This window comes from Escherichia sp. MOD1-EC6819 (assembly GCF_002965765.1).
Taxonomy (GTDB): Bacteria; Pseudomonadota; Gammaproteobacteria; order Enterobacterales; family Enterobacteriaceae; genus Escherichia; species Escherichia ruysiae.
Genome location: NZ_PTRG01000002.1, coordinates 1 through 25,678 on the forward strand (window position 1 = coordinate 1; position 25,678 = coordinate 25,678).

General features: G+C 51.7%; 26 protein-coding genes. 12 read left to right on the forward strand and 14 right to left on the reverse strand.

The genetic code is table 11. From position 1 onward, the window contains the following. From nrdR to pgpA, 6 genes are all read left to right on the forward strand, one after another. On the forward strand, positions 1–350 hold a 350-nt coding region (nrdR, locus tag A7Z06_RS02565), incomplete at its 5' end, for a transcriptional regulator NrdR (RefSeq protein WP_097363765.1). A gap of 3 nt (positions 351–353) precedes the next feature. Then, on the forward strand, positions 354–1,457 hold the full coding sequence (gene ribD / locus A7Z06_RS02570) for a bifunctional diaminohydroxyphosphoribosylaminopyrimidine deaminase/5-amino-6-(5-phosphoribosylamino)uracil reductase RibD (protein WP_001150412.1): 1,104 nt from the start codon (positions 354–356) through the stop codon (positions 1,455–1,457). An 88-nt stretch (positions 1,458–1,545) separates the two neighbouring features. Continuing rightward, entirely contained in the window at positions 1,546–2,016 is a 471-nt protein-coding gene (ribH, locus tag A7Z06_RS02575) for a 6,7-dimethyl-8-ribityllumazine synthase (RefSeq protein ID WP_001021161.1), read from the forward strand. 19 nt (positions 2,017–2,035) lie between these two features. Further along, positions 2,036–2,455, forward strand: coding sequence for a transcription antitermination factor NusB (gene nusB / locus A7Z06_RS02580; RefSeq protein ID WP_000801125.1), 420 nt, complete (start codon positions 2,036–2,038; stop codon positions 2,453–2,455). Positions 2,456–2,532: 77 nt separating this feature from the next. Continuing rightward, complete coding sequence (gene thiL, locus A7Z06_RS02585; protein WP_105279331.1) at positions 2,533–3,510, forward strand: thiamine-phosphate kinase; 978 nt, start codon at positions 2,533–2,535, stop codon at positions 3,508–3,510. Then, positions 3,488–4,006, forward strand: a complete 519-nt coding sequence (gene pgpA, locus A7Z06_RS02590; RefSeq protein WP_000154038.1) for a phosphatidylglycerophosphatase A — start codon at positions 3,488–3,490, stop codon at positions 4,004–4,006. The genes thiL and pgpA overlap by 23 nt, the downstream gene beginning before the upstream one ends. Before the next feature lie 82 nt (positions 4,007–4,088). Here the strand turns inward: pgpA and yajO are convergent, their stop codons facing one another. The 4 genes from yajO to xseB are packed head-to-tail and all read right to left on the reverse strand — an operon-like array spanning position 4,089 to position 8,146. Then, positions 4,089–5,063 carry a 1-deoxyxylulose-5-phosphate synthase YajO gene (gene yajO / locus A7Z06_RS02595; RefSeq protein ID WP_001199775.1) on the reverse strand — a complete coding sequence of 325 codons (975 nt, stop codon included), beginning with the start codon at positions 5,061–5,063 and terminating at the stop codon, positions 4,089–4,091. 54 nt (positions 5,064–5,117) lie between these two features. Further along, a complete protein-coding gene (gene dxs / locus A7Z06_RS02600; protein WP_000006803.1) occupies positions 5,118–6,980 on the reverse strand; it encodes a 1-deoxy-D-xylulose-5-phosphate synthase in 1,863 nt (620 codons plus the stop codon). A 24-nt stretch (positions 6,981–7,004) separates the two neighbouring features. After that, complete coding sequence (ispA, locus tag A7Z06_RS02605) at positions 7,005–7,904, reverse strand: (2E,6E)-farnesyl diphosphate synthase (protein WP_000347245.1); 900 nt, start codon at positions 7,902–7,904, stop codon at positions 7,005–7,007. Next, positions 7,904–8,146 (reverse strand): exodeoxyribonuclease VII small subunit, encoded by a 243-nt coding sequence (gene xseB / locus A7Z06_RS02610; protein ID WP_001124936.1) that lies wholly within the window; start codon positions 8,144–8,146, stop codon positions 7,904–7,906. The genes ispA and xseB overlap by 1 nt, the downstream gene beginning before the upstream one ends. A 205-nt stretch (positions 8,147–8,351) precedes the next feature. On the opposite strand from xseB, the gene A7Z06_RS02615 reads away from it, so the two are divergent. Then, positions 8,352–9,800, forward strand: a complete 1,449-nt coding sequence (locus tag A7Z06_RS02615; protein ID WP_000668662.1) for a tRNA 4-thiouridine(8) synthase ThiI — start codon at positions 8,352–8,354, stop codon at positions 9,798–9,800. 53 nt (positions 9,801–9,853) lie between these two features. On the opposite strand, the gene yajL is transcribed toward A7Z06_RS02615, so the two are convergent. Then, positions 9,854–10,444, reverse strand: a complete 591-nt coding sequence (gene yajL, locus A7Z06_RS02620) for a protein deglycase YajL (RefSeq protein ID WP_001276330.1) — start codon at positions 10,442–10,444, stop codon at positions 9,854–9,856. Next, positions 10,407–11,318, reverse strand: coding sequence for a 2-dehydropantoate 2-reductase (panE, locus tag A7Z06_RS02625; protein ID WP_000705825.1), 912 nt, complete (start codon positions 11,316–11,318; stop codon positions 10,407–10,409). The genes yajL and panE overlap by 38 nt, the downstream gene beginning before the upstream one ends. A gap of 167 nt (positions 11,319–11,485) precedes the next feature. Here panE and yajQ point away from each other — a divergent pair, with 167 nt between their 5' ends. Continuing rightward, on the forward strand, positions 11,486–11,977 hold the full coding sequence (gene yajQ / locus A7Z06_RS02630) for a nucleotide binding protein YajQ (RefSeq protein ID WP_001138897.1): 492 nt from the start codon (positions 11,486–11,488) through the stop codon (positions 11,975–11,977). A 138-nt stretch (positions 11,978–12,115) separates the two neighbouring features. Here the strand turns inward: yajQ and A7Z06_RS02635 are convergent, their stop codons facing one another. From A7Z06_RS02635 to A7Z06_RS02670, 8 genes are all read right to left on the reverse strand, one after another. Continuing rightward, positions 12,116–13,480 (reverse strand): MFS transporter, encoded by a 1,365-nt coding sequence (locus tag A7Z06_RS02635; RefSeq protein WP_001000994.1) that lies wholly within the window; start codon positions 13,478–13,480, stop codon positions 12,116–12,118. A gap of 150 nt (positions 13,481–13,630) precedes the next feature. Further along, the gene (cyoE, locus tag A7Z06_RS02640) at positions 13,631–14,521 is read right to left on the reverse strand and encodes a heme o synthase (RefSeq protein WP_000971334.1); all 891 of its coding nucleotides are present in this window, start codon (positions 14,519–14,521) and stop codon (positions 13,631–13,633) included. 11 nt (positions 14,522–14,532) lie between these two features. Continuing rightward, complete coding sequence (locus A7Z06_RS02645; protein WP_000019801.1) at positions 14,533–14,862, reverse strand: cytochrome o ubiquinol oxidase subunit IV; 330 nt, start codon at positions 14,860–14,862, stop codon at positions 14,533–14,535. Further along, positions 14,862–15,476: a cytochrome o ubiquinol oxidase subunit III gene (locus A7Z06_RS02650; protein WP_000179822.1), complete on the reverse strand. Its 615-nt coding sequence runs from the start codon at positions 15,474–15,476 to the stop codon at positions 14,862–14,864. The genes A7Z06_RS02645 and A7Z06_RS02650 overlap by 1 nt, the downstream gene beginning before the upstream one ends. Next, the gene (gene cyoB / locus A7Z06_RS02655; RefSeq protein WP_000467154.1) at positions 15,466–17,457 is read right to left on the reverse strand and encodes a cytochrome o ubiquinol oxidase subunit I; all 1,992 of its coding nucleotides are present in this window, start codon (positions 17,455–17,457) and stop codon (positions 15,466–15,468) included. The genes A7Z06_RS02650 and cyoB overlap by 11 nt, the downstream gene beginning before the upstream one ends. A gap of 21 nt (positions 17,458–17,478) precedes the next feature. Beyond that, on the reverse strand, positions 17,479–18,426 hold the full coding sequence (gene cyoA, locus A7Z06_RS02660) for a cytochrome o ubiquinol oxidase subunit II (RefSeq protein ID WP_001239436.1): 948 nt from the start codon (positions 18,424–18,426) through the stop codon (positions 17,479–17,481). A 459-nt stretch (positions 18,427–18,885) separates the two neighbouring features. Continuing rightward, complete coding sequence (ampG, locus tag A7Z06_RS02665; RefSeq protein WP_105279332.1) at positions 18,886–20,361, reverse strand: muropeptide MFS transporter AmpG; 1,476 nt, start codon at positions 20,359–20,361, stop codon at positions 18,886–18,888. 43 nt (positions 20,362–20,404) lie between these two features. Further along, positions 20,405–20,983 (reverse strand): lipoprotein, encoded by a 579-nt coding sequence (locus A7Z06_RS02670; protein ID WP_000473500.1) that lies wholly within the window; start codon positions 20,981–20,983, stop codon positions 20,405–20,407. Between the two features lie 304 nt (positions 20,984–21,287). Here A7Z06_RS02670 and bolA point away from each other — a divergent pair, with 304 nt between their 5' ends. The 4 genes from bolA to clpX all read left to right on the forward strand — a co-directional run bounded on the left by bolA (position 21,288) and on the right by clpX (position 25,514). Continuing rightward, on the forward strand, positions 21,288–21,605 hold the full coding sequence (bolA, locus tag A7Z06_RS02680) for a transcriptional regulator BolA (protein ID WP_000973458.1): 318 nt from the start codon (positions 21,288–21,290) through the stop codon (positions 21,603–21,605). A 341-nt stretch (positions 21,606–21,946) separates the two neighbouring features. After that, a complete protein-coding gene (tig, locus tag A7Z06_RS02690; protein ID WP_001198383.1) occupies positions 21,947–23,245 on the forward strand; it encodes a trigger factor in 1,299 nt (432 codons plus the stop codon). A gap of 245 nt (positions 23,246–23,490) precedes the next feature. After that, positions 23,491–24,114, forward strand: a complete 624-nt coding sequence (gene clpP, locus A7Z06_RS02695; RefSeq protein WP_000122253.1) for an ATP-dependent Clp endopeptidase proteolytic subunit ClpP — start codon at positions 23,491–23,493, stop codon at positions 24,112–24,114. Positions 24,115–24,239: 125 nt separating this feature from the next. Next, positions 24,240–25,514: an ATP-dependent protease ATP-binding subunit ClpX gene (clpX, locus tag A7Z06_RS02700; protein WP_000130305.1), complete on the forward strand. Its 1,275-nt coding sequence runs from the start codon at positions 24,240–24,242 to the stop codon at positions 25,512–25,514. The last annotated feature ends 164 nt before the right edge of the window (positions 25,515–25,678 follow it).

Consider the following 25,678-nt stretch of genomic DNA (forward strand, 5'->3'; position numbering starts at 1 on the left):
GTAATGAACGTTTCACCACTTTTGAGGTGGCGGAACTGGTTATGCCGCGCGTTGTAAAAAGCAACGACGTGCGCGAACCGTTTAATGAAGAGAAATTGCGCAGCGGAATGTTGCGGGCGCTGGAAAAACGTCCGGTAAGTTCCGACGACGTCGAAATGGCGATCAACCATATAAAGTCACAGCTACGTGCCACCGGTGAGCGTGAAGTGCCGAGCAAGATGATTGGCAATCTGGTGATGGAACAATTGAAAAAACTCGATAAAGTCGCCTATATCCGTTTTGCCTCTGTCTATCGCAGTTTCGAAGATATCAAAGAATTTGGCGAAGAGATCGCGCGCCTGGAGGATTAAACCGTGCAGGACGAGTATTACATGGCGCGGGCGCTAAAGCTGGCGCAACGAGGACGTTTCACTACTCACCCAAACCCAAATGTTGGGTGTGTCATTGTGAAAGATGGTGAAATTGTCGGCGAAGGTTACCATCACCGTGCGGGTGAACCACATGCCGAAGTACACGCGTTGCGTATGGCGGGTGAAAAAGCCAAAGGTGCGACCGCCTATGTCACACTCGAACCTTGCAGTCATCATGGTCGAACGCCGCCGTGCTGTGACGCACTCATCGCCGCTGGCGTAGCGCGCGTGGTCGCTGCGATGCAGGATCCGAACCCGCAGGTCGCTGGACGTGGACTTTACCGTCTGCAACAGGCTGGCATTGACGTCAGCCACGGGCTGATGATGAGTGAAGCCGAGCAATTGAATAAAGGCTTTCTCAAGCGGATGCGCACTGGCTTTCCTTATATCCAGTTAAAACTTGGCGCATCGCTTGATGGTCGCACGGCGATGGCGAGCGGTGAGAGCCAGTGGATCACTTCGCCTCAGGCGCGGCGCGATGTACAACGTCTGCGTGCGCAAAGTCATGCCATTTTAACCAGTAGCGCCACGGTGCTGGCGGACGATCCGGCCTTAACGGTGCGTTGGTCTGAACTGGATGAACAAACTCAGGCGCTCTATCCGCAACAAAATCTCCGCCAGCCGGTACGCATCGTCATTGACAGTCAGAATCGCGTGACGCCGGAACACCGCATCGTGCAGCAGCCAGGCGAGACCTGGTTTGCCCGAACGCAGGATGACACCCGCGAGTGGCCGGAAACAGTGCGCACTTTGCTGATCCCGGAACATAAAGGTTATCTGGATTTGGTTGTGCTGATGATGCAACTGGGCAAGCAACAAATTAATAGTGTGTGGGTAGAGGCGGGGCCAACGCTCGCTGGCGCACTGCTACAGGCTGGTTTAGTCGATGAGCTGATTGTCTATATCGCACCTAAACTTTTAGGTAGCGACGCCCGTGGATTATGTACGCTGCCAGGGCTTGAGAAATTAGCTGACGCCCCCCAATTTAAATTCAAAGAGATACGTCATGTAGGCCCGGATGTTTGCCTGCATTTAGTGGGTGCATGATCTCCCGGCTCGAAAGGGAAGCAGCGCACGAAATATTATGCTAAAATCCGCCCCCCTGCGGGGCCATACTCGAACCCGAAGGAAAAAAATGAACATTATTGAAGCTAACGTTGCTACCCCGGACGCTCGCGTCGCCATCACCATTGCGCGTTTCAACAACTTTATCAATGACAGCCTGCTGGAAGGTGCGATTGACGCACTGAAACGTATTGGTCAGGTAAAAGATGAAAACATTACCGTTGTTTGGGTGCCAGGTGCCTATGAGCTGCCGCTGGCGGCTGGTGCACTGGCTAAAACCGGTAAATACGATGCGGTGATCGCGCTGGGTACGGTTATTCGTGGTGGCACTGCCCACTTTGAATACGTCGCTGGTGGTGCAAGCAACGGCCTGGCGCATGTTGCCCAGGACAGCGAAATTCCGGTTGCTTTTGGGGTTCTGACCACTGAAAGCATTGAACAAGCGATCGAACGTGCTGGCACCAAAGCTGGTAACAAAGGTGCAGAAGCTGCACTGACCGCGCTTGAAATGATTAATGTATTGAAAGCCATCAAGGCCTGAAATTAGTAAGGGGAAATCCGTGAAACCTGCTGCTCGTCGCCGCGCTCGTGAGTGTGCCGTCCAGGCGCTCTACTCCTGGCAGTTGTCCCAGAACGACATCGCTGATGTTGAATACCAGTTCCTGGCTGAACAGGATGTAAAAGACGTTGACGTCCTGTACTTCCGTGAGCTGCTGGCCGGGGTGGCGACTAACACCGCATACCTCGACGGACTGATGAAGCCATATCTTTCGCGCCTGCTGGAAGAGCTGGGCCAGGTAGAAAAAGCAGTACTACGCATTGCGCTGTACGAGCTGTCTAAACGTAGCGATGTGCCGTATAAAGTGGCCATTAACGAAGCGATCGAACTGGCGAAATCGTTCGGCGCAGAAGACAGCCATAAGTTCGTCAACGGCGTACTCGATAAAGCAGCACCTGTGATTCGCCCTAACAAAAAGTGATATCCAGGCCGGCAGAGTAACGGAAAGCATTTCCGTACTCTCCGGCCTTTTCTTTTTTACCTGCTGAGGCATAACGTATGGCATGTGGCGAGTTCTCCCTGATTGCCCGTTATTTTGACCGTGTAAGAAGCTCTCGTCTTGATGTCGAACTTGGCATCGGTGACGATTGTGCACTTCTCAATATCCCCGAGAAACAGACCCTGGCGATCAGTACCGATACGCTGGTGGCGGGCAACCACTTCCTCCCTGATATCGATCCTGCGGATCTGGCGTATAAAGCACTGGCAGTAAACTTAAGCGATCTGGCGGCGATGGGCGCTGATCCGGCCTGGTTGACGTTGGCATTGACTTTACCGAACGTAGACGAAGCGTGGCTTGAATCTTTCAGCGACAGTCTTTTCGATCTGCTTAATTATTACGATATGCAACTCATTGGCGGCGATACCACGCGTGGACCGCTGGCGATGACGTTGGGTATCCACGGCTTTGTTCCGATGGGACGCGCCTTAACGCGCTCTGGTGCTAAGCCGGGCGACTGGATTTACGTGACCGGTACGCCGGGCGATAGCGCCGCCGGGCTGGCGATTTTGCAAAATCGTTTGCAGGTTGCCGATGCTAAAGATGCGGAGTATTTAATCAAACGTCATCTCCGTCCGTCGCCGCGTATTTTACAGGGGCAGGCATTGCGCGATCTGGCAAATTCAGCTATCGATCTCTCTGACGGTCTGATCTCCGACCTCGGCCATATCGTGAAAGCCAGCGACTGCGGCGCACGTATTGATCTGGCGTTGTTGCCATTCTCTGATGCACTTTCACGTCATGTCGAACCGGAACAGGCGCTGCGTTGGGTGCTGTCTGGCGGTGAAGATTACGAGTTGTGTTTCACTGTACCAGAACTTAACCGTGGCGCGCTGGATGTGGCTCTCGGACACCTGGGCGTACCGTTTACCTGTATCGGGCAAATGACCGCCGATATCGAAGGGCTTTGTTTTATTCGTGACGGCGAACCTGTCACGTTAGACTGGAAAGGATATGACCATTTTGCCACGCCATAAAGATGTCGCGAAAAGTCGCCTGAAAATGAGTAACCCGTGGCACTTATTGGCTACGGGGTTCGGGAGTGGGTTAAGTCCGATTGTCCCTGGTACGATGGGCTCGCTGGCGGCGATTCCGTTCTGGTATCTGATGACCTTTTTGCCCTGGCAGCTCTATTCGCTGGTGGTGATGCTGGGGATCTGTATCGGTGTCTATCTTTGCCATCAGACGGCGAAAGATATGGGCGTGCACGATCACGGCAGTATCGTCTGGGACGAATTTATTGGCATGTGGATCACCCTGATGGCGCTGCCGACCAATGACTGGCAGTGGGTTGCCGCCGGGTTTGTGATTTTCCGTATTCTGGATATGTGGAAACCGTGGCCGATCCGCTGGTTTGATCGCAATGTGCATGGCGGCATGGGGATCATGATCGATGATATTGTCGCTGGGGTGATTTCCGCTGGAATACTCTATTTTATCGGCCATCACTGGCCGATGGGTATTCTGTCGTAGGCCGAATAAGGCGTTCACGCCGCATCCGGCGGTTGCGCGCCGATGCCTGATACGACGTGAACGCCTTATCAGGCCTGGATATCTATTTAAATCCTACTATCGGATGGGGTTTATACGGCGTTTCCAGTTCGGCAATCTGCTCTGGTTTTAGCGTGATATCCACCGCGTTCAGCAACTCATCAAGCTGTTCTTCCCGCGAAGTTCCGATAATCGGCGCGGCAATGCCCGGTTTGCTCAATAGCCACGCCAGCGCCACTTGTGCTCGCGTAGCCCCCAATTCTTCACTCACGCCCGTTAATCGTTCTGCAATCTGCGCGTCATTTTCGTCGCTTTCGTTGTAGAGATTTTTTCCTACTTCATCGGAAACTAATCGTGCGGTGGTTTCTCCCCACGGACGAGTCAGACGTCCCCGCGCCAGCGGGCTCCACGGGATCACCGCGACGCCCTCCTGATAACATAGCGGCAGCATCTCGCGTTCTTCTTCGCGATAAATCAGATTGTAGTGATCCTGCATACTGACAAACTGCGCCCAGCCGTGCTGTTTTTGCAGCTCCAGAGCCTGAGCAAACTGCGAGGCGTGCATGGATGACGCGCCGATATAACGCGCTTTCCCGGCTTTTACCACGTCGTTCAGGGCTTCCAGCGTCTCTTCGATCGGCGTGTTGTAATCCCAGCGATGAATTTGCAGGATATCAACATAATCCATGCCGAGACGGCGCAGGCTGTCGTCAATAGAGCGCAAAATTTGTGCGCGGGATAATCCTTCTGGCAAATCACCGACACGATGGAACACTTTGGTGGCAACGACCACGTCTTCACGGCGGGCGAAATCCCGCAATGCGCGACCGACTATCTCTTCGCTGCTGCCGTCAGAATAGCTGTTGGCGGTATCAAAGAAATTTATGCCGCCTTCCAGCGCACGTTTGATGATTGGACGGCTGCTCTCTTCCGGCAGTGTCCATGCGTGATTACCGCGATCTGGCTCGCCAAAGGTCATACAGCCAAGGCAAAGTCGGGAAATGCGAAGGTCGGTTTTTCCTAAGGGGTTGTATTGCATGCTGCCACTCCTGCCATGAATAATTTCTTAAGCATAGCAGGAGTGGAGTAGGGATTATGCCAGCCAGGCCTTGATTTTGGCTTCCATTCCGGCGGCATCGAGGCCGAGCTCGGCGCGCATTTCTTCCTGAGTTCCTTGCGGAATAAAGAAGTCCGGCAGGCCAATGTTCAGTACCGGCACCGGTTTACGATGAGCCATCAGCACTTCGTTCACGCCACTGCCCGCGCCGCCCATAATGGCGTTTTCTTCAACGGTGACCAGCGCCTCATGGCTGGCGGCCATTTCCAGAATTAACGCTTCATCAAGCGGCTTCACAAAACGCATATCGACCAGCGTAGCGTTCAGCGATTCGGCGACTTTCGCCGCTTCTGGCATTAGCGTACCAAAGTTGAGGATCGCTAGCTTTTCACCACGACGCTTCACGATGCCTTTGCCAATCGGCAGTTTTTCCAGCGGCGTCAGCTCCACGCCGACGGCATTGCCGCGCGGGTAGCGCACCGCTGACGGCCCCTCGTTATAGTGATAGCCGGTATGGAGCATTTGGCGACATTCGTTTTCATCGCTCGGGGTCATAATGACCATTTCCGGAATGCAGCGCAGGTAAGAGAGATCAAACGCGCCCTGATGGGTTTGACCGTCAGCACCAACAATGCCCGCGCGGTCGATGGCGAACAGAACCGGTAGCTTTTGAATCGCCACGTCATGCAGTACCTGATCATAGGCGCGTTGCAGGAAGGTGGAGTAGATCGCCACGATTGGTTTGTACCCCCCAATCGCCAGACCCGCAGCAAAGGTCACTGCGTGTTGCTCAGCGATTGCCACATCAAAATAGCGATCCGGGAATTTACGTGAGAATTCGACCATGCCAGAACCTTCACGCATCGCCGGAGTAATCGCCATCAGCTTGTTGTCTTTCGCTGCGGTTTCGCACAACCAGTCGCCAAAGATTTTTGAATAGCTCGGCAAACCGCCGCTACTTTTCGGCAAACAACCGCTGGAGGGATCAAATTTAGGCACGGCGTGGAAGGTGATAGGGTCTTTTTCTGCCGGTTCATAACCACGACCTTTTTTAGTCATGATATGCAGGAACTGTGGGCCTTTCAGGTCGCGCATGTTCTTAAGCGTAGTGATTAGCCCCAGCACATCGTGACCGTCCACCGGGCCGATGTAGTTAAAGCCCAGCTCTTCAAACAACGTGCCAGGCACTACCATGCCTTTAATATGTTCTTCGGTACGTTTGAGCAGCTCTTTAATGGGTGGCACGCCAGAGAAAACTTTTTTCCCGCCTTCGCGCAGTGAAGAGTAAAGCTTACCAGAAAGTAGCTGCGCCAGATGGTTGTTGAGCGCGCCGACATTTTCGGAAATCGACATTTCATTGTCGTTAAGGACAACCAGCATATCAGGACGGATATCACCCGCATGGTTCATTGCTTCAAACGCCATGCCAGCGGTAATCGCGCCATCGCCAATGACACAGACGGTGCGGCGATTTTTGCCTTCTTTCTCGGCAGCAACCGCAATACCAATTCCGGCACTGATGGAGGTTGATGAATGCCCGACGCTTAATACGTCATATTCGCTTTCGCCGCGCCACGGGAACGGATGCAGGCCGCCTTTCTGACGGATGGTGCCGATTTTGTCGCGGCGTCCGGTCAAAATTTTATGCGGATAAGCCTGATGCCCCACATCCCAAATCAATTGGTCAAAAGGAGTGTTGTAGACATAGTGCAGCGCCACGGTCAGTTCGACCGTGCCCAGCCCGGAGGCGAAGTGCCCGCTGGAACGGCTCACGCTGTCGAGTAAATAGCGGCGCAGTTCGTCGCAGAGTTTCGGTAAACTCTCTTTTGGCAACAGTCGTAACTCCTGGGTGGAGTCGACCAGTGCCAGGGTCGGGTATTTGGCAATATCAAAACTCATCAGGGGCCTATTAATACTTATTGTTTATTTATTACGCTGGATGATGTAGTCCGCTAGCGCTTCCAGTGCCGAGGTATCGAGTGACTGTTCAGCCAGTTGTTTCAGCGACTGACGGGCATCGTCGATCAGATCCCGGGCTTTCTTCCGGGCTTGCTCAAGACCCAGAAGTGCAGGGTAGGTACTTTTGCCAAGTTGCTGGTCGGCACCCTGGCGTTTACCCAACGTTGCAGTATCTCCCACCACATCCAGGATGTCATCCTGAACCTGGAAGGCAAGGCCGATGCTCTCTGCATACTTGTCGAGTATAGGCAGTGCATTTCGTCCTTTATCTCCGGCGCTTAATGCACCAAGGCGAACGGCGGCGCGAATCAATGCGCCGGTTTTATGGCGATGAATACGCTCAAGCGCCTCCAGAGGTATGTGTTTGCCTTCTGCGTCTAAATCTAATGCCTGACCGCCGCACATTCCGGCAATACCGCTGGCATTTGCCAGTTCAGAAATCATCGCAATTCTGTCGCGATCTGATACTTCCGGCATATCGGCATCGCTTAAAATCGAAAACGCCAGCGTTTGTAAAGCATCGCCAGCAAGAATTGCGTTCGCTTCGCCAAACTTCACATGGCAGGTCGGCAACCCGCGACGCAGATCGTCATCATCCATTGCCGGTAAATCATCATGAATTAATGAGTAAGCGTGGATACACTCTACGGCGGCAGCGGGTGCGTCTAACGTGCTCATGCTAACGCCGAGCATTTGACCAGTAGCATAAACCAGGAACGGTCGCAGGCGCTTACCACCTAATAATGCGCCATACTGCATGGTTTCTACCACGGGAGTGTTCTGAAAGGGCAGTGGGGCGATAAAACGGCTCAGCGCCTGGTTGGCCTGCTTAACACAGGCTTCGAGTTGCTGCGGAAAGTCCATTACTCATTGTCCGGTGTAAAAGGTGTAGGAGAGGCGTCTTCGTTGTCAGACAGCAGGATTTGTACGCGCTGTTCGGCTTGTTGTAATTTGGCCTGCCCTTGACGTGCCAGCTGCACGCCACGTTCGAACTCGTTCAGTGCCTCTTCCAGCGGCAGGTCGCCACTTTCCAGACGGGTCACAATCTGTTCCAGCTCGCTTAGCGCCTTTTCAAAGCTGGCGGGCGCCTCATTTTTCTTCGGCATAATGAATGTCTGACTCTCAATATTTTACGCCCCGCCATGGTAACGGACTCAGGGCAAATAGCAAATAACGCGCAATGGTAAGGTGATGTGCGCAGCAAAGCGATGTTAGTGGTATACTTCCGCGCCTGGATGCAGCCGCAGGTGTGGGCTGCTGTATTTTTCCCTATACAAGTCGCTTAAGACTTGCCAACGAACCATTGCCGCCATGAAGTTTATCATTAAATTGTTCCCGGAAATCACCATCAAGAGCCAATCTGTGCGCTTGCGCTTTATAAAAATCCTTACCGGGAATATTCGTAACGTTTTAAAGCACTATGATGAGACGCTCGCTGTCGTCCGCCACTGGGATAACATCGAAGTTCGCGCAAAAGATGAAAATCAGCGTCTGGCCATTCGCGATGCCCTGACCCGTATTCCGGGTATCCACCATATTCTCGAAGTCGAAGACGTGCCGTTTACTGACATGCACGATATTTTTGAGAAAGCGTTGGTTCAGTATCGCGATCAGCTGGAAGGTAAAACCTTCTGTGTACGCGTGAAGCGCCGTGGCAAACATGATTTTAGCTCGATTGATGTGGAACGTTACGTCGGCGGCGGTTTAAATCAGCATATTGAGTCCGCGCGCGTGAAGCTGACCAATCCGGATGTGACTGTCCATCTGGAAGTTGAGGACGATCGTCTCCTGCTGATCAAAGGCCGCTACGAAGGTATTGGCGGTTTCCCGATCGGCACCCAGGAAGATGTGCTGTCGCTGATCTCCGGCGGTTTCGACTCCGGTGTTTCCAGCTATATGTTGATGCGTCGCGGCTGCCGCGTGCATTACTGCTTCTTTAATCTCGGCGGCGCGGCGCACGAAATCGGCGTTCGTCAGGTGGCGCATTATCTGTGGAACCGTTTTGGCAGCTCTCACCGCGTGCGTTTTGTTGCGATTAACTTCGAGCCGGTCGTCGGGGAGATTCTTGAGAAAATCGACGACGGTCAGATGGGCGTTATCCTCAAACGTATGATGGTGCGTGCCGCGTCTAAAGTGGCTGAACGTTATGGCGTACAGGCGCTGGTCACCGGCGAGGCGCTGGGCCAGGTGTCCAGCCAGACGCTGACCAACCTGCGCCTGATTGATAACGTCTCTGATACGCTGATCCTGCGTCCGCTGATCTCTTACGACAAAGAGCACATCATCAACCTGGCTCGTCAGATTGGCACCGAAGACTTTGCCCGCACGATGCCGGAATATTGCGGTGTGATCTCCAAAAGCCCGACGGTGAAAGCGGTTAAATCGAAGATTGAAGCGGAAGAAGAGAAGTTCGACTTCAGCATTCTCGACAAAGTAGTTGAGGAAGCGAATAACGTTGATATCCGCGAAATCGCTCAGCAGACCGAGCAGGAAGTGGTGGAAGTGGAAACCGTCAATGGCTTCGGCCCGAACGACGTGATCCTCGATATTCGCTCTATCGATGAACAGGAAGATAAGCCGTTGAAAGTCGAAGGGATCGACGTGGTTTCTCTGCCGTTCTATAAACTGAGCACCAAATTTGGCGATCTCGACCAGAACAAAACCTGGCTGTTGTGGTGTGAGCGCGGGGTGATGAGCCGTCTGCAGGCGCTCTATCTGCGCGAGCAGGGCTTTAACAATGTGAAGGTGTATCGCCCGTAATTTGTGGTTTTTACGTCGCATCTGGTCAGATGCGACGTTTGCCGCATCCGACACTACTCGTAATAATTATAAATCCCTGCCGCCATCACTAGTTGTGATGCCACCTCATGGGCTTTCTCGCGCCCAACCAGCAGGTCAATAATTTTCAGACCAAAATCAATAGCCGTGCCCGGTCCCTGACTGGTCAACAGTTTTACCCGTGCATCCCAGACGACGCGCTTGTCCTGCCATTGTTCAGCGGGAATTTTGTCTTTCAGCGTTGGGAAGCCGGTCATATTGCCAATCGGGAAGATATCGTGCGGCACCAGCACGATAGCTGGTGTGGCGCAAATAGCGGCAACGATACGCCCGGAACGGTGGAACTGTTTAACAGTTTCGACCAGCAGGGTGCTATCGCGAAAACACTCCGCGCCTTTAATGCCGCCAGGCAGCACGATCACGTCATATTCGCCATCCGCCACTTCGACCAGCGGCGCATCCGCCAGCAGCTTCACGCCGCGCGAGCAGGTAATTGCCAGGTTGCCATCGCTGGCGACGCTGGCAGTGGTGACATTAATACCACCGCGAACCAACAGGTCGATGGTGGTGACCGCTTCAGTCTCTTCACTACCAGGGGCGAGGCAGACCAGTGCCGATGCGCTCATATTCACTCTCCTTTCTTTTTACCATTTCAAACAGGCGGGTGTTTTCCGGTACAGCAATCCCATGCGCGCGGGCGCGGCGTAAGAGAAAACCATTGATATAGTCGATTTCTGTATGGCGCATTGCGCGGATGTCCTGCAACATCGACGAAATGTTTTCTGCTGTGGCATCAATCACCTGCATCACGTAATCACGTAAATCTTCCGCTGAAGTATGATGCCCTTCGCGTTCGATCACCGCCGCGACTTCTTCGCATATCTGCATAATCTCTTGCGGGTGATGACGTAATTCACCGTTCGGGCAATTCCAGATGGCAGTGAGCGGATTAATCACACAGTTTACCGCCAGCTTGCGCCACAGCTCGGCGCGAATATTGTTATGCCAGGCAACGTCAGGCAACACGGTTTGCAAAATATCCGCCAGATAACTGTAATCACCGTCCTGTTGCCGTGCCGGGCCGATATGTGTGATACCGTTTGCCACGTGAATGATGACGTTGCCGTCGCGGCGCGCTGCATGGGTGGTCGTGCCCATCAGTAACGGTTGCCCGATATTCTGTAACTCTTCAATGGTGCCCATGCCGTTGTGGATCAGCAGAATTGGCGTGGTTACAGGTAGCGTCGACGCCAGGCTTTTGACGGCATCAGATACCTGCCAGGCTTTCAGCGTCACCAGGAGTAGATCGCTGGTGGCCAGAAAATCAGGATCATTGGCGGTCAGCGATTCGTTAAATATCGAACCGTCTGTCTCCACCAGATTCACGCTACAATAAGGTTGCGGTACGCGCAGCCAGCCCTGAACCTCGTGACCTTGTTTGCAAAATGCTGTAAGCCATAATTGCCCTAAGGCACCGCATCCCAATACGGTAATTTTCATTGTTCCTCCTCACCCGCAACCACACCGGGTGTTCAATAAGGCTATCCCTTAATTGTGCATGGTGTTGTGACTATGCACAATTAAGGGATACGTCCTGGCGCAGGACTGTCTGTTATTTAACTTTGCAGGTATTATGCTTCGCATCAAAAATGAAGGGAGAGAAAAAGATGCCATCTTTCGATATTGTCTCTGAAGTTGATCTTCAGGAAGCGCGTAACGCGGTCGATAACGCGAGTCGCGAAGTAGAGTCTCGTTTTGACTTCCGTAACGTTGAAGCGTCGTTTGAGCTGAACGACGCTAACAAAACTATCAAAGTGCTGAGTGAGTCCGATTTCCAGGTCAATCAGTTGCTGGATATTCTGCGTGCCAAACTGCTGAAACGCGGCATTGAAGGCAGTTCGCTGGATGTACCGGAAAATATCGTTCATAGCGGTAAAACCTGGTTTGTGGAAGCGAAGCTGAAGCAGGGCATTGAGAGTGCGACCCAGAAGAAAATCGTCAAGATGATCAAAGACAGCAAACTGAAAGTGCAGGCGCAAATTCAGGGTGATGAGATCCGTGTGACCGGTAAATCCCGTGATGATTTGCAGGCTGTTATGGCGATGGTACGCGGTGGCGATCTCGGCCAGCCGTTCCAGTTCAAAAACTTCCGCGATTAATCTCGATAACGTGCGCTCTGTTCATGCCGGATGCGGCATGATCGCCTTAACTGGCCTGCAAAAGTTTGTGATTTCAAAAGATTACAACAACTTTGTAGGCCTGATAAGCGTAGCGCATCAGGCAATTTAGCCTCGTTTTTATGCCTGGCGAATTGCCTGTTCAACCTCAAAGCGATTTGTCACTTTGCTGTCGATTTTCACGTAAGCCGAATGTTCTTCTTCTGCAATCAACACTTCTTTGACGCCAGCCGTTTCCAGTAAACGAACTTTTAACAAATCATTTGCGGCAACTTCAGCCGGGATTTCAATGCGCAAGCTGCTGACATACGGCGGTTCTTTCATCGTACTGGCGACCGCCAGCCACACCGCCGCCAGTATTGCACCTGCCAGAAAAACCCCCTGACCGTCAAACATGCCGTCAATCCAGCCGCCCAGAGAACCGCCAATCGCCACGCCAAGAAACTGGCTGGTGGAGTAAACACCCATCGCCGTGCCTTTGTAACCTGCTGGCGACTCTTTACTGATAAGTGAAGGCAGGAGGGCTTCCATCAGGTTAAACGCCACAAAGAAAAGCTGCACGCCGACCACTAACTGCCAGAACTGCGTTTGTGCGTTCCACAACACGATTTCCGCAATGACGATCAGCCCGACGCAGAAGATAAAGACCTGTTTCATTTTGCGCTTAACTTCGGCGTAGATAATGAAAGGCACAACCGAGCCAAAGGCGATTAACATCGTCGCCAGATAGACCTTCCAGTGTTCAGCTGCCGGAAAACCCGCGCCAGCCAGTTGCCCTGGCAGGGCAACAAACGTCGACATCAGCAACATGTGCAGACACATAATGCCGAAGTTGAGTTTCAGCAGGCGTGGTTCCGCCAGCACTTTACTGAAACTGCCTTTCACCATCCCGGACTCACGATTAAGTACGTGCGTGCGGCTGTTAGGCACAACCCAAATGGTCAACGCAATGCCGGTCGTTGCCAGAATAGCGATCATCCAGAATAGCGCATGTAGCCCAAGTTTGTGAGTGATGATCGGGCCAAGCACCATCGCAATGGCGAAGGTAATGCCAAAACTGACGCCGATAAATGCCATCGCTTTGGTACGGTTTTGTTCGCGAGTCAGATCAGAAAGTAGCGCCATAACGGCTGCGGCTATGGCGCCAGAACCTTGTAACGCACGACCCAGAATGATCCCCCAGATGGAGTCGGAAAGCGCGGCAATCACGCTACCCGCGACGAACACAGCTAACCCGCCAACGATAAGCGGTTTGCGGCCTATGCGGTCGGAAAGCAGGCCAAATGGAATCTGAAAAACGGCCTGAGTCAGACCATAAATGCCAATCGCAATACCGATCAACGCTTCACTGGCGCCTTGCAGAGCCATGCCGTACGTGGTCAGAACCGGCAGAACCATAAACATGCCCAGCATACGCAATGAAAATACGGTTCCTAAACCCCAGGTCGCGCGCCGCTCGCCTGGCGTCATTTTATAATCGTTCATTACCACCTCTGTTTTAAATTCGCGACTAGTGTAAAGCGGCAAACGAATGGGGTAAACATGCGGATTTTTTAGTAAATATTTCGTGAGGGATATGTTTCTAATGCTAAGAAAAAAGGTGCCGTAGCACCTTTTTTAACAGGGAAGTCGCAGTTACCAAACGCCAGCCAGCAGCGTATGCGAGTCTGGCACCATAAAATCAACTGACATCATTACCGAGAGGGCAGTGATGGCGATGATAGAGAAGCCGAATAGCTTGCGCGCCCAGATTCGGTCATCAGCAACTTTATAACCACGCAGGGCCATACCTAACCACCAGACGCTGACTGCCGCAGCGACCACCAGATATTTGTATCCAGCGTAACCGCCAAGAGAGAGCATTAGCGTGGCAACAGCAAAGGCGATGATATACAGCGTGATGTGATTCTTCGCCACTGAAATGCCTTTCACCACCGGCAGTACCGGAATGTTCGCCGCCTGATAATCCTTGAAGCGGAAAATGGCGATGGCATAAGAGTGGGGCATTTGCCACAGGCTGAAGATAGCCAGCAGGATTGCAGCGCCGCTATCGAAGTCGCCTGTCACCGCACAGTAGCCGATCACCGGCGGCGCAGCGCCGGAAAGCGAACCAATCAACGTGCCGTAGACAGAGTGGCGTTTCATGTACAGGCTATAAACGCCGACATACACCACAAAGCCCATCACCCCCAGCCAGCAGGCCAGCGGATTCGCGCCAAACCACAGCAGCATAAAGCCAGCAATACCCAGCAAGGTGGCGTACACCAGCGAGACAGCAGGAGAGATCAGGCCTTTAACCAGCACCCGATTCTTCGTCCTTTCCATCTTTCTGTCGATATCCCTGTCGATGTAGTTGTTAAACACACAACCCGACGCCACAACCAGTGACACCCCAACCAGCGTGTAGATAAACAGGGGATAATCAATGCTGCCCTTTGAGGCCAGCAGGAATCCCCCAATCACCGAGATCAGGTTGCCAAAGATGATGCCTGGTTTCGTTACTTGCAGGTATTGCTTAAACATCATAACCGCCGCTCTTAGTGCATCATCATGTTGTAGTTGAGGTTCCACATGATCCAGATGGAGCCTACAACCAGAATCGCGATGATTAGCACGGTGAAGACAAACGCCGTCATGTTCCAGCCTTCATCTGATTTAGTATTCATGTGCAGGAAGCACACCAGATGCACCAGAACCTGTACCACTGCCATTGCCAGGATTGTTCCCAGAATTACGGCCGGAGAGGCAGAACCTGACATCACCATCCAGAACGGAATCACCGTCAGAATGATCGACAGGATAAACCCTGTCATATAGGTTTTTACGCTGCCATGGGATGCGCCGCCGCTCACGTTAGAATGACTCATTACATCGCCCCCATCAGATAAACAACAGTGAACACACAGATCCACACCACATCCAGGAAGTGCCAGAACAGGCTCAGACACATGATGCGGGTACGGTTAGTGCTGGTCAGGCCACGACGGGCGATTTGCACCATCAGCACCGCCATCCAGATAAGACCGGAAGTGACGTGCAGACCGTGTGTCCCGACCAGCGCAAAGAACGCTGACAGGAAGCCGCTGCGATCCGGACCCATGTCGTTAACAATCAGATGATGGAATTCATAGAGTTCCATCCCGATAAATCCGGCACCAAACAACCAGGTCAACGCCAGCCAGGAGATAACCTGGCTTTTGTTGTTTTTGTACATGGCGATAGCCGCCATGCCGTAGGTGATGGAGCTGAACAACAGCAAGAAGGTTTCAACCAGAACGAACGGCAGTTCGAAAATGTCCTTACCTGTCGGGCCGCCTGCGGTGCCGTTCACCAGAACGGCATAGGTAGCAAACAAGATGGAGAACAGAATGCAGTCGCTCATCAGGTAGATCCAGAATCCGAAGATTTTGGTTCCGCCTGCATCGTGGTGCCCGTGTTCGTGCGCGTGGGCAGTCGCGTGCGTCAAAGTATCAGTTGCCATTTTTCAGCCCTGCCTTAGTAATCTCATCGAAATGCTGGTTTTCCAGTTTTTCGATTTCTGCCACCGGCACGTAGTAATCCACGTCCTCGTCGAAGCTTTTCACGATCCAGGTGATGATCATGCCTGCGAAGCCAACAATCGCCAGCCACCAGATATGCCAGATCATGGCGAAACCGAAGATGGTGGAGAAAGCCGCAATGACAATACCGGCGCCGCTGTTTTTCGGCATATGAATTTCTTCATAGTGGTCAGGCTTTTTGTACGCTTCGCCTTTCTCTTTCATTTCCCAGAATGCATCACGCTCGTGAACGTGCGGCACAACGGCAAAGTTATAGAACGGAGGCGGGGAAGAGGTTGCCCACTCCAGCGTACGGCCACCCCACGGGTCGCCAGTCAGATCACGGTTCTGGTCGCGGTCGCGAATAGAAACGTACATCTGAATCACGAGGCAGAGAATACCCAGCGCAATCAGTACCGCACCGCTGGCTGCAATCATCAGCATAGTGTGGAACTGCGGGTCAATCTGCTGGCTCAAACGACGGGTCATACCCATAAAGCCCAGCGCATACAGCGGCATAAAGGCAACGAAGAAGCCGATGATCCAGAACCAGAACGCGCGTTTACCCCAGGTTTCGTTCAGTTTGAAACCGAACGCTTTAGGCCACCAGTAGGTCATCCCTGCGAAGCAGCCGAAGACCACGCCGCCGATGATCACGTTATGGAAGTGCGCAATCAGGAACAGGCTGTTATGCAGAACGAAGTCCGCGCCCGGTACTGCCAGCAGCACGCCAGTCATACCGCCCACCGAGAAGGTGACGATAAAACCGATGGTCCACAGCATCGCGGAATGGAACACGATGCGACCCTGATACATGGTGAACAGCCAGTTGAAGATCTTCACCCCGGTCGGGATGGCGATAATCATTGTGGTGATACCAAAGAAGGCGTTTACGTTCGCGCCCGCACCCATCGTAAAGAAGTGGTGCAGCCAGACGATGAACGACAGCACGGTGATACAGACGGTTGCCCATACCAGCGAGGTATAACCAAACAGACGTTTACGCGAGAAGGTTGCCGCAATTTCGGAGAACACACCGAAAACAGGCAGGATCAGGATGTAAACTTCCGGATGTCCCCATGCCCAAATCAGGTTGATGTACATCATCATGTTGCCACCCATATCGTTGGTAAAGAAATGGGTGCCCAGATAGCGATCCAGGGTCAACAACGCGACGGTAACCGTCAGAATTGGGAAGGAAGCAATAATCAGAATGTTTGCGCACAATGATGCCCAGGTAAATACTGGCATCTTGAACATGGTCATGCCCGGTGCGCGCATCTTCAGAATGGTAACGAAGAAGTTGATACCAGTTAGCGTCGTACCAATACCGGATAGCTGGAGACTCCATATCCAGTAATCGACACCGACCCCCGGACTGTACTCTATTCCCGATAGCGGTGGATAGGCCAGCCAGCCGGTCTGCGCAAACTCGCCCACGCCGAGAGAAACGTTAACCAGAATCACACCAACAACGGTAAACCAGAAGCTTAAGTTGTTGAGGAACGGGAACGCAACGTCACGCGCGCCGATCTGCAGCGGAACCACCAGGTTCATCAGACCGATAACGAAAGGCATCGCCACGAAGAAGATCATAATCACGCCGTGCGCGGTGAAGATCTGATCGTAGTGGTGAGGCGGCAGGAAGCCCGCTTCGCCCGCTGAGGCAAGAGCCTGCTGGCTACGCATCATAATGGCGTCAGCAAAACCACGCAGCAGCATCACAATTGCCACGATGATATACATGATACCAAGGCGTTTATGGTCGACGGAGGTCAGCCACTCTTTCCACAGGTAGGTCCACTTACCGAAGTAAGTGATCAGGCCAACGAGCGCCAGACCTCCCAAAATAATGGCAGCGATCGTAACCATGACGATAGGTTCATGGAACGGGACTGCATCAAGTGATAATTTTCCGAACATCTTTATTCTTCCTCAACCCCTTTAATGGGCGGATTCCGCGTGGCTCATGTCCATGCCTTCCATACCTTCGTGTGCGCTGTGCTCACCTTCTGGCTGGGTCATGTCCATGCTCTTACCGTGAGCCATAAACTTGTTAATCACATCGGCAAACAAATCTGGTTTCACGTTGGAGAAATATTCCACCTGGTTGTATTCGCTAGGCGCGGCCAGTTTTTCGAACGCAGCCATGTCAGACATGGTGTTCGGCGACTGTTTGGCTTTTGCGACCCATTGGTCGAATGCGGCACGATCCGGTGTTGCGATAGCTTTGAACTTCATACCTGAGAAGCCCGGGCCGCTGTAGCTGGCGGAGATACCGTCATAAGTACCGGGTTCGTTGGCGATCAGATGCAGGCGAGTCTGCATACCGGCCATGGCATAAATCTGGCTACCCAGACGCGGAATAAAGAAGGAGTTCATCACGGAGTTGGAGGTCACTTTGAAGTACACCGGAGTGTTCGCCGGGAAAGCGATTTCATTCACGGTTGCAATGCCCTGTTCCGGGTAGATGAAGAACCATTTCCAGTCCATGGAAACCACTTCGATGGTAATGGGCTTCTCGTCGTGTGCCAGCGGCTTGCTAGGCTCAAGAGCGTGAGTGGTTTTCCAGGTTAGTACCGCAAGGAAGATGATGATTAAGATAGGCACCGTCCAGACCACAGCTTCCACTTTATTGGAGTGTGACCAGTTCGGGCTGTACTTAGCATCTTTATTGCTCGCACGGTACTTCCAGGCGAAACCAACAGCCATCAAGATTGCGGGAATAACGACAATCAACATCAGGCCAAATGCCGTCAGTATCAGTGAACGTTGCTCCAGACCAATCTGTCCTTTGGGATCTAACAGCGCAGAATTACAACCACTGAGCAATACAGTGCCTGCAAATAATGACAACCATCCCAAACTTTTATTGTATTTCCTGAGTCTCATTTAACGACCTCAATTCCACGGGATCTGGTGGCGTTTAAAGTGTGTGGGCATTTTACGGGAAGGTTACATTACTGTAAACATGATTAAATTCCTGTTACTTGGATTTGGTTGTCAGGTCACATATGTTGCAAAACATATCAGGTTGATTTTAAGAATCTGTTACAAAAGGGCGTTATAACGAAAGGGGACTACAGAAGGGGGTGGGGATGGCAATTGGTATAACCAATCTCAAAATAAAACAATTATTTAACAAATAATCATCATTGAGGTGACAAATCAGGCGTAGGGAAATAAAGAGTCATTAGCTGAATCGTGTAAAAAAATAAAACATATAGATTCAGTCAATAATTTCAGAAATCTAAGCCGCACAAAAGAACAAATATTATTAAGCGATGCTGATGTTTATTTAGCCGTAATAATTACGCCGGGTGATTACTACAGCTAAATTATATTCACAGATTACGTCAGATGCGTTTTTCGTAGCGCCAGATAATCCAGAAAACCACCAATCACGACGCCGCCCAGGGCGACTAAAACGCCGACTTCCAACAGCGCAGGCAGGAAAGAGAAGTGGGTCAAATCCAGCGCGTCCATTGTCAACAGCAGTAACCACACGGCTAACAGACCGACGCCCGCCGCCAGTGTCCACATGGCAAAAGCATAACCTGACGGATATTCGGTTCGTGGGATAAAGTTGTCGTTGACCCGTGTATATTCAAGCGTCTGGCGACAAACCAGTAGCAAAATAAGCCCTGGTACAGCGGCCGCAACAGAGAACAGATAAAACGTCGGCCAGCCGTGTGATTCAACAAACCAGCCCGCCACGGGGCCGACATATACCCGTCCGACAGCGGAAAGCGCCGAGAGCAGGGCAAACTGAGTAGCGGAGAATGACTTATTACACAGCGTCATTAACAGCGCCACAAATGCCGATGTGCCCATCCCGCCACACAGGTTTTCGAAAAAGACGGCTGCGCCCATGCTGTAGAGATGCTTATCAGTCACCGAAAGCAGCCAGTAACCGGCGTTGGACGCACCTTGTAAAAGGCCGAAAATCAGTAGTGCACGGAACAGCGAAAGACGCTGCATCAGAATACCACCGTACAACGCGCCGACGATGGTCGCCAGCAAACCGAGCGTTTTGTTAACCACGCCCACTTCACCGGCATCAAACCCGACGCCGCGAATCAAAAAGGTGGTAGTCAGACTCATGGCGAAAGCATCGCCCAGCTTATACAGCACGATTAAAAGCAGAATCAGCCATGCGTTATTGCGACCGAAGAAATCACGTAACGGTGCTACAACGGCTTGTTCTAGTGTTTTGGGAACAGGAATAGTGTCGGTTGGTTCTGGCGCAAGCAACGTTGCGATAATACAGGGGATCAGCAGAGCCGCCATCAACCAGTACATGCCTTGCCAGCCCAGCCATTTATCTGCCAGCCATAAGGCTAAACCACCAGAAACCAGCATCCCTAAACGGTAGCCCAGCACGCTGATTGCTGCACCTGCGCCACGTTCTTCCGCAGGAAGCACATCCGTTTTCCATGCATCAAAGACGATATCCTGAGAAGCGGAGCAAAAAGCGATAACCACCGCCAGTGCCGCCATCCAACGAAGTTGAGTACCCGGTTCGAGAAACCCCATCGCCGCAATCGCCAGTAACAGCAACGCTTGCGTAGCGAGCAGCCAACCGCGTCGACGTCCGAGGAACGGCGGGGTATAGCGGTCCATCAGCGGCGACCAGAGGAATTTAAAGACGTATGCCTGACCCACCAGAGAGAAGAAACCAATGGTTTTAAGATCGATATTCTCGACGGTCATCCACGCCTGTAAGGTGCCGGATGTCAGGGCGAGCGGCAGCCCGGAAGCAAAACCCAAGATCAGCAAAATAGCTGAACGTGGCTGTTGGAAAATACGTAAATATTGACTGGACATGGGCGTCTACAGGCCCGATTTACACCGGGCCAGAGGGCAGAAATTAACGTGCGTTCTGCTTGATAAATTCGTGGATGCTGGTGTCCTGAGACATATCAGCAATGGTGTCGGTCAGCACACTGTTAACCGCATCGGCGATGTTTTTGTTGGAGGCCTGGAATGCACCTTCAACGTTGTAGCTGGCACGATAGTTTTTAGTCATTTTGTTGCCATTCTGCGCGGTGGCAATGATGGCGATATCTGCTTTAGTAGCAATGTTGTAGCGCACGTTGCCCTGGGACACGTCGGCATACAGTTGGCTAACGATGATTTGCAGATTAACCGGGCCATTCGGGCCAACCATATAACCGCGAGCGGTCATCTGTTTTTCCAGCACTTCTTGCAGCAGGAAGCGCAGATCGCGGGAAGCGGTCAGGGTAACGATTTGATTATCGCGGGTGACTTTTGCCAGCGCCTGATCGGTACGCTGATCGGCACCATTAATGCTAACGGTGATGCCCATCAGACTAGGATCTTGCTGTGGCAGCGTCATCGTCGGAGAAACTTCAATGGTTGTTGGCGGTTTTGCACATCCTGCAAGCATAAACAGAGCAACTAACGGGAAGAGGATTTTTTTGAACATGTTCTGGCTCTCAGAGACTTTTTAGCGTGTTTGGTAAAGATTCCAGCCATCATAACATCGCCAACGACGAGGGGAAGTGGGTAAGACATGTAAATTCATTATGTTGACGAAATAATCGCCTTGGGTAAAAGAAACACCGATGTGAAGCCGGTGAATCAATCTTTAAATCAGTAAACTTCATACGCTTGACAGAAAAAATAGGATGAAAGCTAATTATTTGTTGTTAAGCTGTAATGGAAACGGTTAAAGCGGCTAGTATTTAAAGGGATGGGTGACATCTCAGCGTTGTCGGAGGAGATATTTCATGATGATACGTGAGCGGATAGAAGAAAAATTAAGGACGGCGTTCCAACCCGTATTCCTCGAAGTTGTGGATGAAAGCTATCGTCACAATGTCCCAGCCGGCTCTGAAAGCCATTTTAAAGTTGTGCTGGTCAGCGATCGTTTTATGGGTGAACGTTTTCTGAATCGTCATCGAATGATTTACAGTACTTTAGCGGAGGAACTCTCTACTACCGTTCATGCGCTGGCTCTGCATACTTATACCATTAAAGAGTGGGAAGGATTGCAGGATACCATCTTTGCTTCTCCTCCCTGTCGTGGAGCTGGAAGCATTGCCTAAACGCATTTGCAACAGTTAGCGTTTTTCCAGTATGTTGTTAAAGATTTTATGAAAAACGGCCTGCGGGCCGTTTTGTTTTGTCTGGATTTTGTGCTTTTTGCCCAGCATTCAGACGAAAATTACCTGAGAATTGTGAAAAAATACGCGGCAGCGCGCAATAACCGTTCTCGACTCATAAAAGTGATGCCGCTATAATGCCGCGTCCTATTTGAATGCTTTCGGGATGATTCTGGTAACAGGGAATGTGATTGATTATAAGAACATCCCGGTTCCGCGAAGCCAACAACCTGTGCTTGCGGGGTAAGAGTTGACCGAGCACTGTGATTTTTTGAGGTAACAAGATGCAAGTTTCAGTTGAAACCACTCAAGGCCTTGGCCGCCGTGTAACGATTACTATCGCTGCTGACAGCATCGAGACCGCTGTTAAAAGCGAGCTGGTCAACGTTGCGAAAAAAGTACGTATTGACGGCTTCCGCAAAGGCAAAGTGCCAATGAATATCGTTGCTCAGCGTTATGGCGCGTCTGTACGCCAGGACGTTCTGGGCGACCTGATGAGCCGTAACTTCATTGACGCCATCATTAAAGAAAAAATCAATCCGGCTGGCGCACCGACTTACGTTCCGGGCGAATACAAGTTGGGTGAAGACTTCACCTACTCTGTAGAGTTTGAAGTGTATCCGGAAGTTGAACTGCAGGGTCTGGAAGCGATTGAAGTTGAAAAACCGATCGTTGAAGTGACCGACGCTGACGTTGACGGTATGTTAGATACTCTGCGTAAACAGCAGGCGACCTGGAAAGAAAAAGACGGCGCTGTTGAAGCAGAAGACCGTGTGACCATCGACTTCACTGGTTCTGTAGACGGCGAAGAGTTCGAAGGCGGTAAAGCGTCTGATTTCGTACTGGCGATGGGCCAGGGTCGTATGATTCCGGGCTTTGAAGACGGTATCAAAGGCCACAAAGCGGGCGAAGAGTTCACCATCGACGTGACCTTCCCGGAAGAGTACCACGCAGAAAACCTGAAAGGTAAAGCAGCGAAATTTGCTATCAACCTGAAGAAAGTTGAAGAGCGTGAACTGCCGGAACTGACTGCTGAATTCATCAAACGTTTCGGCGTTGAAGATGGTTCCGTAGAAGGTCTGCGCGCTGAAGTGCGTAAAAACATGGAGCGCGAGCTGAAGAGCGCCATCCGTAACCGCGTTAAGTCTCAGGCGATCGAAGGTCTGGTAAAAGCTAACGACATCGACGTACCGGCTGCGCTGATCGATAGCGAAATCGACGTTCTGCGTCGCCAGGCTGCACAGCGTTTCGGTGGCAACGAAAAACAAGCTCTGGAACTGCCGCGCGAACTGTTCGAAGAACAGGCTAAACGCCGCGTAGTTGTTGGCCTGCTGCTGGGCGAAGTTATTCGCGCCAACGAGCTGAAAGCTGACGAAGAGCGCGTGAAAGGCCTGATCGAAGAGATGGCTTCTGCGTACGAAGATCCGAAAGAAGTTATCGAATTCTACAGCAAAAACAAAGAACTGATGGACAACATGCGCAATGTTGCTCTGGAAGAACAGGCTGTTGAAGCTGTACTGGCGAAAGCGAAAGTGACTGAAAAAGAAACCACTTTCAACGAGCTGATGAACCAGCAGGCGTAATTTAAGCAGCATAACGCGCTAAATTCGCACAAAGGCCCGTCACCGCCAGGTGGTGGGCTTTTTTTTGTCATGAATTTTGCATGGAACCGTGCGAAAACCCTCTTTCGGTGTTAGCGTAACAACAAAAGATTGTTATGCTTGAAATAGGATGATGCCGTACCCATAACACAGGGACTAGCTGATAATCCGTCCATAAGGTTACAATCGGTACAGCAGGTTTTTTCAATTTTATCCAGGAGACGGAAATGTCATACAGCGGCGAACGAGATAACTTTGCACCCCATATGGCGCTGGTGCCGATGGTCATTGAACAGACCTCACGCGGTGAGCGCTCTTTTGATATCTATTCTCGTCTACTTAAGGAACGCGTCATTTTTCTGACTGGCCAGGTTGAAGACCACATGGCTAACCTGATTGTGGCGCAGATGCTGTTCCTGGAAGCAGAAAATCCAGAAAAAGATATCTATCTGTACATTAACTCCCCAGGCGGGGTGATCACTGCCGGGATGTCTATCTATGACACCATGCAGTTTATCAAGCCTGATGTCAGCACCATTTGTATGGGCCAGGCGGCCTCGATGGGCGCTTTCTTGCTGACCGCAGGGGCAAAAGGTAAACGTTTCTGCCTGCCGAATTCGCGCGTGATGATTCACCAGCCGTTGGGCGGCTATCAGGGCCAGGCGACCGATATCGAAATTCATGCCCGTGAAATTCTGAAAGTTAAAGGGCGCATGAATGAACTTATGGCGCTTCATACGGGTCAATCATTAGAACAGATTGAACGTGATACCGAGCGCGATCGCTTCCTTTCCGCCCCTGAAGCGGTGGAATACGGTCTGGTCGATTCGATTCTGACCCATCGTAATTGATGCCAGAGGCGCAACTGTGCCGCTATACTTATCCAGGGCGGCACAACGCTGTAAGCGGCTTGCGCCTGAGAATGGCATTTGCGTCGTCGTGTGCGGCACAAAGAACAAAGAAGAGGTTTTGACCCATGACAGATAAACGCAAAGATGGCTCAGGCAAATTGCTGTATTGCTCTTTTTGCGGCAAAAGCCAGCATGAAGTGCGCAAGCTGATTGCCGGTCCATCCGTGTATATCTGCGACGAATGTGTTGATTTATGTAATGACATCATTCGCGAAGAGATTAAAGAAGTTGCACCGCATCGTGAACGCAGTGCGCTACCGACGCCGCATGAAATTCGCAACCACCTGGACGATTACGTTATCGGTCAGGAACAGGCGAAAAAAGTGCTGGCGGTCGCGGTATACAACCACTACAAACGTCTGCGCAACGGCGATACCAGCAATGGCGTCGAGTTGGGCAAAAGTAACATTCTGCTGATCGGTCCGACGGGTTCCGGTAAAACGCTGCTGGCCGAAACTCTGGCGCGTCTGCTGGACGTCCCATTCACCATGGCCGACGCGACCACGCTGACCGAAGCCGGTTATGTGGGCGAAGACGTTGAAAACATCATTCAGAAGCTGTTGCAAAAGTGCGATTACGACGTACAGAAAGCACAGCGTGGGATTGTCTACATCGATGAAATCGACAAGATTTCTCGTAAGTCGGACAATCCTTCTATTACCCGAGACGTTTCCGGTGAAGGCGTACAGCAGGCACTGTTGAAACTGATCGAAGGTACGGTTGCCGCCGTCCCACCGCAGGGTGGACGTAAGCATCCGCAGCAGGAATTCTTGCAGGTAGATACCTCTAAGATCCTGTTTATCTGTGGTGGTGCGTTCGCTGGTCTGGATAAAGTCATTTCCCATCGTGTAGAAACCGGCTCCGGCATTGGTTTTGGCGCGACGGTAAAAGCGAAATCTGACAAAGCAAGCGAAGGTGAACTGCTGGCGCAGGTTGAACCAGAAGATCTGATTAAGTTTGGTCTGATCCCTGAGTTCATCGGTCGTCTGCCAGTTGTCGCAACGCTGAATGAACTGAGCGAAGAAGCCCTGATTCAGATCCTCAAAGAGCCGAAAAACGCCCTGACCAAGCAGTATCAGGCGCTGTTTAATCTTGAGGGCGTGGATCTGGAATTCCGTGACGAGGCGCTGGATGCTATCGCTAAGAAAGCGATGGCGCGTAAAACCGGTGCTCGTGGTCTACGCTCCATCGTAGAAGCTGCGCTGCTCGATACCATGTACGATCTGCCGTCCATGGAAGATGTCGAAAAAGTGGTTATCGACGAGTCGGTAATTGATGGGCAAAGCAAACCGTTGCTGATTTATGGCAAGCCGGAAGCTCAGCAGGCATCTGGTGAATAATTAACCATTCCCATACAATTAGTTAACCAAAAAGGGGGGATTTTATCTCCCCTTTAATTTTTCCTCTATTCTCGGCGTTGAATGTGGGGGAAACATCCCCATATACTGACGTACATGTTAATAGATGGCGTGAAGCACAGTCGTGTCATCTGATTACCTGGCGG

Bases quoted from the DNA above. Each gene is read 5' to 3' on its own strand.
- ribH (WP_001021161.1), top strand. From the start codon at position 1,546: ATGAACATTATTGAAGCTAACGTTGCTACCCCGGACGCTCGCGTCGCC.
- thiL (WP_105279331.1), top strand. From the start codon at position 2,533: ATGGCATGTGGCGAGTTCTCCCTGATTGCCCGTTATTTTGACCGTGTA.
- pgpA (WP_000154038.1), top strand. From the start codon at position 3,488: ATGACCATTTTGCCACGCCATAAAGATGTCGCGAAAAGTCGCCTGAAA.
- yajO (WP_001199775.1), bottom strand. From the start codon at position 5,063: ATGCAATACAACCCCTTAGGAAAAACCGACCTTCGCATTTCCCGACTT.
- dxs (WP_000006803.1), bottom strand. From the start codon at position 6,980: ATGAGTTTTGATATTGCCAAATACCCGACCCTGGCACTGGTCGACTCC.
- ispA (WP_000347245.1), bottom strand. From the start codon at position 7,904: ATGGACTTTCCGCAGCAACTCGAAGCCTGTGTTAAGCAGGCCAACCAG.
- xseB (WP_001124936.1), bottom strand. From the start codon at position 8,146: ATGCCGAAGAAAAATGAGGCGCCCGCCAGCTTTGAAAAGGCGCTAAGC.
- A7Z06_RS02615 (WP_000668662.1), top strand. From the start codon at position 8,352: ATGAAGTTTATCATTAAATTGTTCCCGGAAATCACCATCAAGAGCCAA.
- yajL (WP_001276330.1), bottom strand. From the start codon at position 10,444: ATGAGCGCATCGGCACTGGTCTGCCTCGCCCCTGGTAGTGAAGAGACT.
- panE (WP_000705825.1), bottom strand. From the start codon at position 11,318: ATGAAAATTACCGTATTGGGATGCGGTGCCTTAGGGCAATTATGGCTT.
- yajQ (WP_001138897.1), top strand. From the start codon at position 11,486: ATGCCATCTTTCGATATTGTCTCTGAAGTTGATCTTCAGGAAGCGCGT.
- A7Z06_RS02635 (WP_001000994.1), bottom strand. From the start codon at position 13,480: ATGAACGATTATAAAATGACGCCAGGCGAGCGGCGCGCGACCTGGGGT.
- cyoE (WP_000971334.1), bottom strand. From the start codon at position 14,521: ATGATGTTTAAGCAATACCTGCAAGTAACGAAACCAGGCATCATCTTT.
- A7Z06_RS02645 (WP_000019801.1), bottom strand. From the start codon at position 14,862: ATGAGTCATTCTAACGTGAGCGGCGGCGCATCCCATGGCAGCGTAAAA.
- A7Z06_RS02650 (WP_000179822.1), bottom strand. From the start codon at position 15,476: ATGGCAACTGATACTTTGACGCACGCGACTGCCCACGCGCACGAACAC.
- cyoB (WP_000467154.1), bottom strand. From the start codon at position 17,457: ATGTTCGGAAAATTATCACTTGATGCAGTCCCGTTCCATGAACCTATC.
- cyoA (WP_001239436.1), bottom strand. From the start codon at position 18,426: ATGAGACTCAGGAAATACAATAAAAGTTTGGGATGGTTGTCATTATTT.
- ampG (WP_105279332.1), bottom strand. From the start codon at position 20,361: ATGTCCAGTCAATATTTACGTATTTTCCAACAGCCACGTTCAGCTATT.
- A7Z06_RS02670 (WP_000473500.1), bottom strand. From the start codon at position 20,983: ATGTTCAAAAAAATCCTCTTCCCGTTAGTTGCTCTGTTTATGCTTGCA.
- bolA (WP_000973458.1), top strand. From the start codon at position 21,288: ATGATGATACGTGAGCGGATAGAAGAAAAATTAAGGACGGCGTTCCAA.
- tig (WP_001198383.1), top strand. From the start codon at position 21,947: ATGCAAGTTTCAGTTGAAACCACTCAAGGCCTTGGCCGCCGTGTAACG.
- clpP (WP_000122253.1), top strand. From the start codon at position 23,491: ATGTCATACAGCGGCGAACGAGATAACTTTGCACCCCATATGGCGCTG.
- clpX (WP_000130305.1), top strand. From the start codon at position 24,240: ATGACAGATAAACGCAAAGATGGCTCAGGCAAATTGCTGTATTGCTCT.